Source organism: Pseudomonas sp. IT-232MI5, assembly GCF_949767845.1.
Lineage (GTDB): Bacteria > Pseudomonadota > Gammaproteobacteria > Pseudomonadales > Pseudomonadaceae > Aquipseudomonas.
On sequence record NZ_CATKQE010000011.1, the window covers coordinates 159,297 to 173,150 of the forward strand.

General features: G+C 59.8%; 10 protein-coding genes and 1 pseudogene. 9 read left to right on the plus strand and 2 right to left on the minus strand.

Annotated features, from left to right (window positions below; genetic code table 11):
- The first annotated feature begins 35 nt into the window (after nucleotides 1-35).
- From ACM6JQ_RS09680 to ACM6JQ_RS09690, 3 genes and pseudogenes are all read left to right on the plus strand, one after another.
- A complete protein-coding gene (locus ACM6JQ_RS09680) occupies nucleotides 36-818 on the plus strand; it encodes an SDR family NAD(P)-dependent oxidoreductase (RefSeq protein WP_095111885.1) in 783 nt (260 codons plus the stop codon).
- A 5-nt stretch (nucleotides 819-823) separates the two neighbouring features.
- A pseudogene (locus tag ACM6JQ_RS09685) lies at nucleotides 824-961 on the plus strand (alpha/beta hydrolase); the annotation flags it as partial.
- A gap of 58 nt (nucleotides 962-1,019) precedes the next feature.
- Nucleotides 1,020-2,018, plus strand: coding sequence for an NADP-dependent oxidoreductase (locus tag ACM6JQ_RS09690; protein WP_414893663.1), 999 nt, complete (start codon nucleotides 1,020-1,022; stop codon nucleotides 2,016-2,018).
- Nucleotides 2,019-2,217: 199 nt separating this feature from the next.
- On the opposite strand, the gene ACM6JQ_RS09695 is transcribed toward ACM6JQ_RS09690, so the two are convergent.
- On the minus strand, nucleotides 2,218-3,150 hold the full coding sequence (locus ACM6JQ_RS09695) for a helix-turn-helix transcriptional regulator (protein ID WP_095111883.1): 933 nt from the start codon (nucleotides 3,148-3,150) through the stop codon (nucleotides 2,218-2,220).
- A gap of 569 nt (nucleotides 3,151-3,719) precedes the next feature.
- Between ACM6JQ_RS09695 and ACM6JQ_RS09700 the strand changes: the two genes are divergently transcribed.
- From ACM6JQ_RS09700 to ACM6JQ_RS09720, 5 genes are all read left to right on the plus strand, one after another.
- The gene (locus tag ACM6JQ_RS09700; protein ID WP_095111882.1) at nucleotides 3,720-5,069 is read left to right on the plus strand and encodes an MFS transporter; all 1,350 of its coding nucleotides are present in this window, start codon (nucleotides 3,720-3,722) and stop codon (nucleotides 5,067-5,069) included.
- A 98-nt stretch (nucleotides 5,070-5,167) separates the two neighbouring features.
- Nucleotides 5,168-5,860: a fumarylacetoacetate hydrolase family protein gene (locus tag ACM6JQ_RS09705; protein WP_095111881.1), complete on the plus strand. Its 693-nt coding sequence runs from the start codon at nucleotides 5,168-5,170 to the stop codon at nucleotides 5,858-5,860.
- A 49-nt stretch (nucleotides 5,861-5,909) separates the two neighbouring features.
- Nucleotides 5,910-6,668 (plus strand): SDR family oxidoreductase, encoded by a 759-nt coding sequence (locus ACM6JQ_RS09710; RefSeq protein ID WP_095112193.1) that lies wholly within the window; start codon nucleotides 5,910-5,912, stop codon nucleotides 6,666-6,668.
- 32 nt (nucleotides 6,669-6,700) lie between these two features.
- Nucleotides 6,701-7,657, plus strand: a complete 957-nt coding sequence (locus ACM6JQ_RS09715) for a 2-hydroxyacid dehydrogenase (RefSeq protein ID WP_095111880.1) — start codon at nucleotides 6,701-6,703, stop codon at nucleotides 7,655-7,657.
- Between the two features lie 345 nt (nucleotides 7,658-8,002).
- Nucleotides 8,003-9,145: an IS481 family transposase gene (locus ACM6JQ_RS09720; protein WP_095114548.1), complete on the plus strand. Its 1,143-nt coding sequence runs from the start codon at nucleotides 8,003-8,005 to the stop codon at nucleotides 9,143-9,145.
- Between the two features lie 99 nt (nucleotides 9,146-9,244).
- Here ACM6JQ_RS09720 and ACM6JQ_RS09725 read toward each other — a convergent pair whose 3' ends face one another.
- Nucleotides 9,245-11,371, minus strand: coding sequence for a TonB-dependent siderophore receptor (locus tag ACM6JQ_RS09725; protein ID WP_414893664.1), 2,127 nt, complete (start codon nucleotides 11,369-11,371; stop codon nucleotides 9,245-9,247).
- Nucleotides 11,372-11,638: 267 nt separating this feature from the next.
- Here ACM6JQ_RS09725 and paoC point away from each other — a divergent pair, with 267 nt between their 5' ends.
- Nucleotides 11,639-13,849 carry an aldehyde oxidoreductase molybdenum-binding subunit PaoC gene (gene paoC / locus ACM6JQ_RS09730; protein ID WP_414893666.1) on the plus strand — a complete coding sequence of 737 codons (2,211 nt, stop codon included), beginning with the start codon at nucleotides 11,639-11,641 and terminating at the stop codon, nucleotides 13,847-13,849.
- Nucleotides 13,850-13,854 lie beyond the last annotated feature (5 nt).

Here is a 13,854-nt window from a genome sequence, read left to right on the forward strand (position 1 = left end):
TCTCCTTAATCGTTTTTTTGAAAAGAGATGACCCTATGAACGCCCACCCTACTGTTCTTATCACTGGCGCCTCGACCGGCATCGGCGCGGTTTACGCCGAACGTTTCGCCCAACGCGGGCATGATCTGGTGCTGGTCGCCCGCGATCTTCAGCGCCTGGAAACACTCGCCGCGAAGTTGCGCAGCGAACACAGCGTTGCCATTGATGTGCTGCAGGCCGACCTGACCCAACTCAGCGATCTGCACACCGTCGAAACGCGCCTGCGCGACGATGCGCGCATTGGCATCCTCGTCAATAACGCGGGCGCCGCGCAGTCCGGCAACTTCATCGAGCAGAGCACCGACAAAGTGGCCAATCTGGTCGCCCTCAACACCACGGCACTGGTGCGGCTCGCTAGTGCCATCGCTCCCCGTCTGGCGAAGGCCGGTGACGGCGCGATTATCAACATCGGCTCGGTGGTCGGTCTGGCCCCGGAGTTCGGCATGTCGGTGTACGGCGCGACCAAGGCGTTTGTGCTGTTCCTGTCTCAGGGGCTGAGCCTGGAACTGTCGCCACTGGGCGTCTACGTGCAAGCCGTGCTGCCGGCCGCGACGCGTACCGAGATCTGGGATCGCGCGGGCATCGACATCAACACCTTGAGCGAGATCATGGAGGTCACCGATCTGGTCGATGCGGCGCTGGTCGGTTTCGATCGTCGCGAGCCGGTGACCATTCCGCCGCTGCATGAAGGTGAGCGCTGGGATGCCTTGCAAACCGCGCGGCAGGGCCTGTTGGCGCAGATTCGCCAGTCGGCGGTCGCCCAGCGCTATCTGGCGTGAGTGCAATGGCGCAGACGCTTTTCGTCAACGCCGCCAACCAATCGATTTTGGTTGGCGGCACGGCCTTCGCCTGTCGAGACCTCGGGCCGAAATCGGCGGTGCCGCTGATCCTGCTCAATCATTGGGGCGCGGTACTCGACCACTGAGGCAATCCGCTCAGGCAATGCAGCCCTTCCCGAAACAGTGAGAGCCGTCCCCACCATGAAAGCTTATTTTATCGATCGCTACGGCAAGCAGAACGGGCGTATTGGCGACGTGCCCGAGCCACTGCCGGGCGCCCACGACGTGCTGATTGATGTACATGCTGCCAGCGTCAATGTGCTGGATTCAAAGATTCGCAGCGGCGAATTCAAACTGATTCTGCCGTACTCATTGCCCTTGGTGCTGGGCAACGATTGTGCCGGCGTGGTGATTGCGGTTGGCGCAGCGGTCAAGGGTTTCAAGCCCGGCGACGCGGTGTATGCGCGCGTGCCCGAACAGCGAATCGGCACGTTCGCCGAGCGAATCGCCGTCGACCAAAACGCCGTGGCGTTAAAGCCCGCCAACCTCAGCATGGAACAAGCCGCCGGCATTCCTTTGGTTGCTCTGACAGCCTGGCAAGCGCTGGTCGACATCGCCCGTTTGCAAAAGGGTCAGAAGGTCTTGATTCACGCCGGTTCCGGCGGTGTCGGAACAATCGCCATTCAACTGGCCAAGCACCTCGGCGCTGTTGTCGCGACCACCACCAGCACCGCGAATGTCAAATGGGTTAAAGCGTTGGGCGCAGACGTGGTGATTGATTACAAACAGCAGCGCTTCGAGGAGGAACTGCGCGACTATGACGTGGTGCTGAACAGCCTCGGCTCCGACGTTCTGGAAAACTCGCTCAAGGTACTCAAACCGGGTGGTCAGCTGATTTCCATATCAGGCCCGCCAACTGCCGAGTTCGCCAAGGCGCAAGGCCTGGCCTGGCCGCTGCGGCAAGTCATGCGCTTGTTGAGCCTGAGTATTCGGCGCAAGGCGCGCAAGCAGGATGCCCGTTACAGCTTCCTGTTCATGCGGGCGAGCGGTACACAACTGCAGGAAATCACCACGCTGATTGAAGCCGGTGAAATAAGGCCCGTGCTTGACCGCACCTTCGCCTTCGAGTCAGCGGGCCAAGCCCTGACTTACGTCGAACAGGGCCGTGCGAAAGGCAAGGTAATCGTGCAGATCAAATAGTTGCCTGCCTGTAATCATCTGGCGAAAGACCCATGGATAACGTTGCCTGCGACACCGAAAAGCCCCCCGCCGACGAACCGCAAGACACGGAGAACAAACACTCACCTGAATCTGCGAACCACGAGACGCCCGACCCCAAGCAGCACAACGCGATACTTGGAGTTGTTCCGATCGTATGGCGGCCCTTGATGCTTGAGCCCTAAGTGTTCAACGGCGATTGCGGCGTATCCGGATTGAGTTGCCGGCGGCGAAACTGTCCCGGCGGCTGGCCATGAATCTGCCGAAAACGCCGCGAGAAATACGCCTCGTCAGCGAAGCCGCACAACCGCGCCACCTCACCCACCGAGCGCGTGCTGTTGAGCAGGAAATTGCGTGCCGCGTGCATCCTGCGTTCGAGCACCAGTTCGGTGAAGGTCTTGCCGATCTCCTTGCGCAACCAGTGCGTCAGATAGGTCGGGGACAGATACGTCGCCGCAGCCACCTTGATCAGATTGAGATCGGGATCGGCAATGTTCTTGCGCAAGTACTCGAACATGCGGCCTAGCGCATCCCGGCGGCTGACCTCGGCCGCATTCTCCTCGGCCAGACGCTTGAGTGGCTCGGCGTAAAGGAAACACACGCTGCCGATCAGTTGCAGCAGCAAGCCTTTGAGCATCTCACGCGTACCAAACTGACGGTTCTCGTCCAGCGTGCGCATCTGCTCGATCAAGGCACAGACCTTGGCGAAGTCCTCATCCCCGAGAATGAAATCCAGATGCTCCTGAAAGCGGAATGGCGATAACTCCGGCGCTAGCAGGATCGACACTTCTTCCAGATCCATCGGGTCGCACTGCAAATGCGGCAACAGGAAGGTCTGGGAAAAATTGATCACCATGAAATTGCTGTCCGCTGGATGCGGGATTACGTGCACTCGGTGCGGCAGGATGAATGCCAGGGTATTGCGCGGAAACGGACGCTCGACGTTACCGATGTGCTGCACGGTGTCGCCACCGAGGTTGATCTGAATCTGAAAATACTCGTGCCGATGGGGACTGGTCTCGGCGCGCCGGCCCTTTTTGTCTCGAATATAGAAGTCGGTCAATTCGCTGCGCTGCTGCATGACATAGGTGGGAATACGGCTGAGTGACGACATCTGCGCAGAATCCTCGACAGGTATTGGCAGTGAGCTGACGACCCTCATCTTGCAGACATGTACGCAATACACGCAAGCAGTCATACGACGACCTGCCTTTCCGAGGAATTTTTATCCTCGATATGGCGTTTAGCCTGTCCAAAACCGCCGAGAATGTATCAAGATTTTTTATTGTTAATAATCAATGCATTAACAGCCATATCTAAAAAGATACTTAGGAAATCATCCGATTTATTTTTTGGACAGGTTTAGCAACGCCGCTTCCATAGAAAAAAAACGTTCTAACCCCCCGATTGCTTTACCAGCGTTGTACGACCACTGTGAGCCGACGCAGCCCAACCTCTTCCAAAAACAATCACAGGTGTGCACGTCATGATTCTGCTATTCCCCCTCGCCACCCCTCCCGACATTGTCCCGATCACGCCGACTGGAAGACGTTTCTGAACGTCTGACGCTGGCTGTTCGCACCGTTCGTTCCAGTATCGATTGGCATGCCCCGACCATCGCGGGCAAACGCCTTCGGCTGCACGAAAACATCTCGACTCTTCTAACAATAACGAGGTCTCTTCATGTCGAATTCACATGCTTCCCAAGCCACCGTGCCGCCGGTGATAGACGGCGCCCGGGACGCCGTCGTGCCGCAGCGTCTGCCCTCGCGGCGGCGCTGGTTCATGCTCTCGTTGCTGCTGATTGCGACGATCATCAACTACATCGACCGGGTCAATATCTCGATTGCCGCGCCGTTCATGGCCAAGGATCTTGGCTTGGACAAGATCGAGATGGGCCTGATTTTCTCGGCATTTGCCTGGACTTACGCCTTGGCCCTGGTGCCGGCCGGGTTTATCGCCGACCGCTTCGGTTCGCGCTTCACTTACGGGGTTTCCCTGATCAGTTGGTCGACGGTGACCGTGTGCCAGGGCTTTGCCACTGGCTTCACGTCCTTGTTCGGGTTGCGTCTGGCGGTCGGTGCGATGGAAGCACCGGCGTTTCCGGCCAACAGTCGTGCGGTGACGGTGTGGTTTCCGGCGCGGGAACGCGGTCTGGCCAGCAGTATTTATGTCTGCGGGCAATATCTGGGGACGGCGCTGTTTACCGGTGCCCTGCTCTGGCTGGCAACCACCTTCGACTGGCGTCACGTGTTCTACAGCACCGGCGTACTCGGCATCGTGTTCGGGGTGTTGTGGCTGTACCTGTATCGTGACCCGCTGAACTGCAAGAAAGTCAGCAAAGAAGAACTGAAGTACATCGAAGCCGGCGGCGGTCTGGTCAAAAGCAGTCAGGAACGCACCCGCTTCAACTGGCGGCAAATTGCTGAACTGTTCAGCTACCGCCAGATCTGGGCAATTTGCATCGGCAAATTCGCCAGCACCTCGGCGCTGTACTTCTTCCTGACCTGGTTCCCCACGTACCTAATCGAAGAACGCCAGCTGACCATGATCAAGGCCGGGATCTTCGCGGTTCTGCCTTTTGTCGGCGCGACGGTCGGCATCCTTCTCGCCGGCATCGTCTCCGACTTGTTGATCCGCCGTGGCTACTCGATGTCCTTCGCCCGCAAGTTGCCGCTGGTGATTGGTTCGATGCTGGGGATGTCCATCGTGCTGGTGAATTTCACCGACTCAAACACGATCTGCATCGCCGTTCTGACCATTGCCTTCTTCGCGCAAGGCATCGCCTCGTCTTCGTGGGCCGCCGTGTCGGAAGTGGCACCCAAGGAGCTGATCGGCTTGACCGGCGGGATCACCAGCCTGGCCGCCAACATTGGCGGTATCGTCACGCCGATCGTGATTGGCGCGATTGTGCATGCCACCGGTTCCTTCGCCTGGGCTTTCTGGTTCATTGGCGGCGTCGCCCTGATCGGCACCCTCTCCTACTCGCTGTTGCTCGGACGCTTGTACCGCATCGAATTGAAAGTGCGCTGAGTCAACACCACCGTTTTCTCCAACTGGAGGCGGCTTTCGTCCAACTTCACCAACGACTGCCGCCGTACGCTGAAGCTACCAACAGGACTCATAACAGGATGAACATGACTGAATACGTCTTCACGCCGGATCTTCCCGTGACCTTGCCGGTTATCGGCAGTGAGCAACGCTTTCCCGTTGGCCGGGTATTTTGTGTCGGCCGCAATTACCCGTGGCCAGATGCCGTCGGCCAGTCGCGCCAGCCACCGGTGTTTTTCATGAAACCAGCCAGCAATGTCGTCGACGCCGTTGGTGAGGTGGCATTCCCTTCGCTGACCGAGGATTTCGCCCACGAAATCGAGTTGGTAGTGGCCATCGGTGAAGGCGGCACGAATATTCCGGAGAGCGAGGCGCTGGCTTATGTCTGGGGCTATGCCGCCGGCCTCGACCTGACCCGCCGAGATGTTCAGCGTGCCGCCAAGAGCAATGGTTTGCCGTGGGAAGGTGCCAAGGTGTTCGACGGCGCCGCGCCGATGACAGCCATCATGCCAGTGACCCGCGCGGGCCATCCCGAAGGCGAATTGTGGTTGAACGTCAACGGCGAGGAGCGTCAGCGCGACAGCCTCGACAGCCAGATCTGGTCGGTGGCTGAAGTGATCAGCCGGATCTCCCGGTCAGTGGCGCTCAGGGCCGGCGACCTGATCATGACCGGCAGCCCGGCCGGCGTCGACGGCCTGCAACCGGGCGATGTGATCAACGCCGGCATCGACGGTATCGGCCAACTGGAAATGCGTGTCGGCCCCAAGGCGTAAAACCCCTATGGCCTCAGTGATTTGAAGACAGGAGAACAACAAAATGTCCATCACTCAACCTTTGAAAGTCGCGCTGGTCACCGGTGCCGGCAGCGGAATCGGCCGCTCTGTGGCGCTTGGCCTGTTGGCCGACGGCTACACCCTGGTGCTTGCCGGTCGCCGGCCGGAACCGTTGCAAGCGCTGGTCGAACTGGCGGCAAGCGAAGGACACGAAGCCCTGGCGGTGCCCACCGATGTGCGCGACCCAGGCAGTGTCGATGCGCTGTTCGCAACCATTGCCGAGGTCTACGGACGCCTGGATGTGGTGTTCAATAATGCCGGGGTCAATGCCCCCGCTGTGCCCTTGGACGAACTGACGTTCGAACAGTGGCGCAACGTGATCGACACCAACCTCAACGGGGTTTTCCTCTGTGCTCGTGGCGCCTTCGGACTGATGCGCCGCCAGCAGCCACAGGGCGGGCGCATCATCAATAACGGTTCGATTTCGGCACACACGCCACGCCCGTTCAGCAGCGCCTACACCGCCAGCAAACATGCGGTGCTGGGGCTGACCAAATCACTGGCGCTGGACGGTCGCGAATTCAACATCGCGTGCAGCCAGATCGACATCGGCAACGCCCTGACTGAAATGTCAGTGCGCATGACCAAAGGCGTGCGCCAGGCCAACGGCAGCATCGCCGTGGAACCGATGGTCGACGTCAAGCATGTCGCCGATGCGGTGCGCTACATCGCCGGCCTGCCGCTGTCGGCCAATGTTCTGAACATGACCGTCATGGCCACCGCCATGCCGTTTGCCGGTCGCGGTTGAGCCGGCCTTTTTATTCGGTAAGTGAGGTTTACATGAAACCAGAAATCCTGCAGCTGAGCCCGATCCTGATTCCTGAAATCAATGCGCGTCTCGACCAACTGTTCACGGTCAGACGCTACTTCCAGCAGGCAGACAAACCCGCCTATGTGCAGGAGCACGGCGCCAATATTCGTGGGGTGATCACCGGCGGGCACACAGGCATTACCCAAGCACTGATGGCGCAACTGCCAAACCTTGAGGTGGTGGCGGTCAACGGCGTCGGCACCGATGCGGTTGACCTGGCTTATGCTCGGGATCGCGGCATCCGCGTGACGGCGACCATTGGCGCGTTGACCGAAGACGTCGCCGACCTTGCCATCGGTTTGCTGATTTCCGTGTGTCGCGGGCTGTGTACCAGTGATCGCTATGTACGCTCGGGTCAATGGCTGCACAGCGCCACACCGCTGGCGCCTCTGCCGCTGGCACGTCAGGTGTCCGGCATGCGTATCGGCATTGTCGGCATGGGCCGGGTTGGCCGCGCGGTGGCCAGCCGAGCGGCGGCCTTCGGCTGTCCGATCAGTTACACCGACCTGCAACCGATGAGCGACGTCAGCCACACCTTTGTCGCCGACCTCAAACAACTGGCTCGCGACAGCGATGCGCTGATTCTCGCCGCCGCTGCCGACAAGGCCGAGGCCATCATCGATGCTTCCGTGCTACAGGCCTTGGGCAAGGACGGTTATCTGATCAACGTGGCACGGGGCAAACTGGTCAACGAGGCAGATCTGGTGGCGGCGCTGAATGCCGGCGAGATCGCCGGTGCGGGGCTGGATGTGTTTGTCGATGAACCGAATGTGCCAGAAGCCTTGTTCGGTAATGAGCAAGTGGTGCTGCAACCGCACCGCGCCAGCGCCACCTTGCAGACACGCACACGCATGGGTGAGATGGTGGTGGCGAGTCTGCTGGACAGCTTTGCCGGGAAGACGCCGCAGGGTTGTGTCACTGGTTAAGTGGCAGGGGCCGAAACAGCTGCCCTCACCCTAGCCCTCTCCCCCAGGAGAGGGGACCGATTGGGGGATATTGGCGATGAACGCCGACGTGCAATAGCGTCTGTGAATCCAATGCCGCCAGGCATTACCGATGAATCCGTAGTGGATGAACGCAAACGTGCAATAGCGCCTGTGAATCCATCACCGTCTGGCATTACCGATGAATCCATAATCGACGCAATGTTTCAGGTCGATGTATAACGCCAGACACCTCGGTCGGCCCCCTCTCCCTCAGGGAGTGTATGTACCGGAGACATGGTGGACACATTTTAATAGACACATTGCTCATCGCGAAGGAGATGGCCTGTGTCTTGGGAAGAGGTGTCCACCGTGCAGCTTCGTTCAGAATTCGTGCTGTTGGCTCGGCAAGAAGGGGCCAATGTTCGGCAGCTTTGCCGTCGATTCAATATCAGCCCAAGCACTGCCTACAAATGGCTCAACAGGTTTGAAAACCTCGGTGCTCAAGGGTTGATCGATCAGTCTCGACGACCGAAGACGTCACCCAAACGCTGCGCTGATGAGGTTGAGCAGCAGATTTTGACCGTGAGTCAGGAGTACGCCGCTTGGGGCGCTCGCAAGCTCAAGCGCGTGTTGGAAGACGACGGCAAAGTGATGCCCTCTGTCAGCACCGTGCATGCGGTTTTACAGCGTCATTCGCGCGTTGATCCAAAGGCTGCCGAGGTCAAACCGTTTATCCGGTTCGAGCACGAGGCGCCCAACGATCTTTGGCAGATCGACTTCAAAGGCCATATCAGCCTGAAACACGGACGTTGCCATCCGCTGACGATACTGGACGATCACTCACGGTTCTCACTGTGCATCGCTGCGTGCGCCAATGAGCAGCGCCGAACCGTCCAGGAGCAACTAATGCGGGCCTTTCGGCGCTACGGTCTGCCTCTGCGCATGACGATGGACAACGGTTCGCCATGGGGTGACCAGACCGGCGTTTATACCGCGCTGGAGGTCTGGCTGATGAGCCAGGGCATCAAGGTCGGCCACTCCCGACCTTATCACCCGCAAACCCAGGGAAAGCTGGAGCGCTTCCACCGCAGTCTGAAAAGGGAAGTCCTGCAAGGCCAACTCTTCATCGATCTGGACGATGCACAACGGGCGTTTGATATCTGGCGTGATATCTACAACCAGAAGCGCCCGCATCAAGCGCTGGACATGCAGGTTCCTGCTACTCGCTACAGCAGCAGCCCACGGGAATACCAGGAGCAACCAGCGGCACCTGAGTACGACGATGGGGATGTGGTCAGGAAGGTTCAGGTGAAAGGAGAGATCTACTGGGGGAACCGTGAATACACAGTCGGAAAGGCTTTTCACGGGAGGTCAGTAGCTATCCGGGAAACGACGGAGGACGGCATCCACGATGTCTACTGGAGTAGACATCGTATCGCCCGAATCGACTTGAACTTGCAGACCGTTACGGCAGGTAAGAAGATCTAAAACCGTCCACTATGTCTCCGAACATGTGTCCACCATGTCTCCGGTACATACAGGGAGAGGGCTGGGGTGAGGGGCAGCCGTTGCAGCGTCGAGCTCGGCTTACAAGGTGTAGGAAATCCCAACCTGCACCGTTCGCGGCGCGCCCGGATAGGCGTAGACATTACCAAACGCGCCCTCTTCATAATCCCGGTCAAACAGATTCTTCACGTCAAGATTGAGCCGCACCTTCTCGTTGACCTTATAAAAGCCGAGCAAATCGACAACGGTGTAGCTGTCCATCGAGAACGCAGTATTGGCGGTTTGCCCGGCGCGTTCGTCGACGTACTTGAGTCCGGTACCCAGGCCCAGACCTTTAAGCGTGCCGTCCTGAAATTCGTAGACGTTGAGCAGGCTGAAGCTAGTTTGCGGAATGTTCATCAGTCGCGTGCCCGAACGGATCACATTGTCTTTGGTCACTTCGGCATCCACGTAGGCGTAGCCGCCGATGACGCGCCATTCAGGAGTCAGGTTGCCGGCGACATTCAGGTCGAAACCACGGCTGCGTACTTCCCCGGCCGCCACACTGAAGGTCGAGTCCACCGGGTCGGTAGTCAGCACGTTGCGCTTTTCGATCTGATAGATCGCCGCGTCGACGCTCAACTGATGATCCAGCGCTTCCCACTTGACGCCCATTTCGTAGGACTTGCCTTTCTCCGGTGCAAAGCCTCCGCCCACGCGGCTCGCGCCGGTATTGGGCTTGAACGAGCGCGCGGTGTCGGCATAGACCGCCAGCGTCTCAGTCAGATCGTAGGTGACGCCGAGGCGCGGGGTCACCGCGTTGTCGCTGGCCTGCCAGTTTTTACCGCCTGGTACGTAGGTTTCATAGTCGTGTTCGAAACGCTCAAAACGCGCCCCGGCCAGCACCTTCAGACGCTCGGTCAACGCCACCTGATCCTGGACGAACGCCGCGTAGGTCTTGAGGTTTTCCTTGTCGTGGGTCGGGGTGCGGGTCAATGCCGGGCGCGGCTGACCGTAAACCGGATCGAAGATGTCGATCGGGTAGGCGCCGACCGCGCCGCTGGAGCGCTGAATGATCGACTTGTAGTCGTAATCTTCGTATTCGATGCCGGTCAGCAAGGTGTGCTGCAAGCCGCCGGTACTGAAATGCCCGGTCAGATTGAGCTGGGTGTCCTTGTCGGTCCATTCCAGCTTGCGGTAGTTGAAATTGCGCCCCAGGGTTCGACCGTCATCAGCAATGCCGTTGGCTTCGATCGCATTGCCCTCAAGCGAGCCGTCGAGCCACTGAAAACCACCGCCCAGCGTCCAGTCATCATTGAGCAGATGTTCGAATCGCAGCTGCGCCATGTTGTTGTCGTTGTGCAATTTGCCGGCGTCTTTCTCGCCGAAAAACGTGTCGCGCGAGGCGGTGCCGATCTGTTTGGCGTAACGCGTCACGCCGCGATCCAGTGGATGATTATTGCGCATGAAATCACCCTCGAAAATCACTCGCGTGGTATCGCTGGCCTGCCAGGTCAGCACTGGCGTGACGCCGTAGCGCTCGGTCTCGACGTGATCGCGAAAGGTATCGCCGCCCTCGCCCACCACGTTCAATCGATAGGCTAGGCGCCCCTCTTCGTCCAGTGGGCCGGAGGCGTCCAGCGTGCCGCGCTTCATGCCTTGATCATTCAACTGACTGCCCAAGGTGACTGTGCGCTCGGCCAACGGCTGCTTGGAAACGACGTTGAAGGTGCCGCCAGGATCGCCACGGCCGTAGAGCATCGTCGCCGGCCCGCGCAGCACTTCCAGACGCTCGATGGTGTTGGCATCGGGCATGTTCGGGTAGCCGCGATTGATCGGGAAACCGTTGCGGTAGAACTCGCCGGTGGTGAAGCCGCGCACGGTGAATGTGGTCAATCCCTGCCCGCCGAAATTGTTTGCCCGGCCAACGCCGCCGGCGTAATCCAGTGCGTCTTGCAGACGCGTGGCGCCGAGGTCTTCGACCGCATCCTTGGTCACTACGCTGATCGATTGCGGAGTTTCATGGATTGAGGTGTCGGTGCGCGTGGCACTGGCGGAACGTGTAGCGCGATAACCCTGCACCGGGCCGTCGGCCCGTTCGTAATCCGCTGTACCGACCACGTCGGTCGCCTCCAGCTCTAGCGCTGAGGATGTTGAATCGGCCTGTTCGGCCCACGAGGAAGAAGACAACGCCTGCAGCACGCAAATTGAAAGCAGAGTACGACGCATGAAATGAAAACCTTACGAATAGGCCAGAACGAAGGGTAAAACCGCCAGAACAGCGGCGCGGATGGTATACCAGAGATCGTGTAATTGAAACTTATTCTTATTTGTCATGTTGGTCAGGATTCATGAGCCGAACTCATGACTCCATCCTGGCAAGGCGCATTATCAGATGCGGTTCAATGGCCTAGGCTCGTAGGCGATATGGCCTGCAAACACTGGCGCTGAGGCGCCCGGTGTTGTCCGCCAGCCCGCCTGAAGAGGAACTCAGCGATGAAATTCGACACACCGGCCGGCACTAATCCGATCGATCAATTGAACGTCATCGGCCAGCCCGCCGACCGCATCGATGGCAAGTTGAAAACCACCGGGACCGCGCCCTACGCGTATGAACAACATGCCGCAGTGCCCAACCCCGCCTATGGCTATGTGGTCGGCGCCGGGATCGGCAAGGGGCGAATTGCCTCGATCGACTCGACGCAGGCAAGCAACAGTTCCGGGGTGATCGCGATCGTCACCTACGAGAATGCCGGGCCTTTGGCCAAGGGCGAGTTCTATGTCGCGCGCGCCTTGGCCGGCCCGCAGGTGGACCACTATCACCAAGCCGTCGCGATTGTCGTCGCGCAGACATTTGAAGAGGCCCGCGCGGCTGCCAATCTGCTCGAGATCAGCTATGTGGCCGAACCCGGCGCGTTCGATCTGGCTGCCGCCAAGGATTCGGCGACCCCACCCCCACCCGCCGGTTTCGGCCCACCGCCGCAGACGCAGATCGGAGATTTCGAAGGCGCCTTCAACGCCGCACCGATCCAGATCGACCAGCACTACAGCACGCCGGATCAGGCGCACGCGATGATGGAACCCCACGCCACCATCGCCCAGTGGAACGGCAATTCGCTGACGTTGTGGACGTCGATACAGCAGATCAACTGGGGCGTGCGCGATCTGGCCAAGACACTCGGCATGCGCAAAGAAGATATTCGTTTGATATCGCCCTACATCGGCGGCGGTTTCGGCGGCAAAGGCACGATCCTGTGTGACGCGGTGCTGGCGTCGCTGGCGGCACGCCACGCCGGGCGCCCGGTGAAAGTCGCGCTGCCACGTCCGCTGATGTTCAACAATTTGACCCATCGCCCCGCGACGCTTCAGCGCATTCGCATCGGTGCCAGCCGCGAGGGTTTGATCGCTGCCATCGGCCATGAGAGTTGGTCAGGCAACCTGCCCGGGGGCCGGGCCGAAGCCGCGACGGCCTCGACGCGTTTGCTCTACGCTGGCGCCAACCGCATGACCCGCTTGAATCTTGCCGTGCTGGACCTGGCTGAAGGTTCGGCCATGCGCGCGCCGGGGGAAGCACCGGGAATGATGGCGCTGGAAATTGCCATGGATGAACTGGCGGAAAAACTGGCTATCGACCCACTGCAGTTGCGCCTGCTCAACGACACCCAGGTCGACCCCGAACAGCCATCACGACCGTTTTCCACACGGCAACTCGTCGAGTGTTTACAAACCGGTGCCGAGCAATTCGGCTGGCACCAGCGCAACGCAAGCGCCGGCCAACGTCTGGAGAATGGCTGGCTGATCGGCATCGGTCTGGCGTCTGCCATACGTGGCGCGCCAACCACCGCATCGGCGGCCCGTGTGCGTCTTGATCGGCACGGCACAATCACTGTCGAAACCGACATGACTGATATCGGCACCGGCAGCTACACGATCATTGCGCAGACCGCCGCCGAGATGATGGGTGTGGAACTGGACCGGGTCGAAGTGCACCTTGGCGACTCGCGCTTTCCGGAGTCGTCGGGATCGGGCGGGCAATGGGGGGCGGCGTCGTCAACCGCCGGGGTCTATGCCGCTTGCGTCAAGTTGCGCGAAGCCGCTGCCCGCGCCGTCGGACTTGATCCGCAAACGGCCGAATTTGCCCACGGCGAGGTGCACGATGGTACGCGGCATTTTCCTTTGGCTCACGCGGCGGCCGCAGGCGATCTCGTTGGCGAAGACCGCATGGAATTCGGCGATCTGGCCCAGCGCTTTGCCCAGCAGACCTTTGGCGCACATTTCGCCGAAGTCGCGGTCAACGCGGCGACCGGCGAGATTCGTCTGCGCCGCCAATTGGCGGTCTGCGCAGCGGGGCGGATTCTCAATCCGAAGACCGCGCGCAGCCAAATCATCGGCGGCATGACCATGGGCGCCGGGGCCGCACTGATGGAAGAACTGCAGGTCGACAAGCGCCTTGGTTTTTTCGTCAACCATGACCTCGCCGGTTACGAAGTACCGGTGCACGCCGATATTCCCCATCAGCAGGTGATTTTCCTCGATGAGGTTGATCCCTACGCCACGCCGCTCAAGGCCAAAGGCGTCGGCGAGTTGGGCATCAGTGGCGCCGCAGCGGCCATCGCCAATGCGATTTACAACGCCACCGGCGTGCGCGTGCGCGATTATCCGATCACGCTGGACAAACTTATCACGCACTTGCCGGAGCAGATTTGACGCCC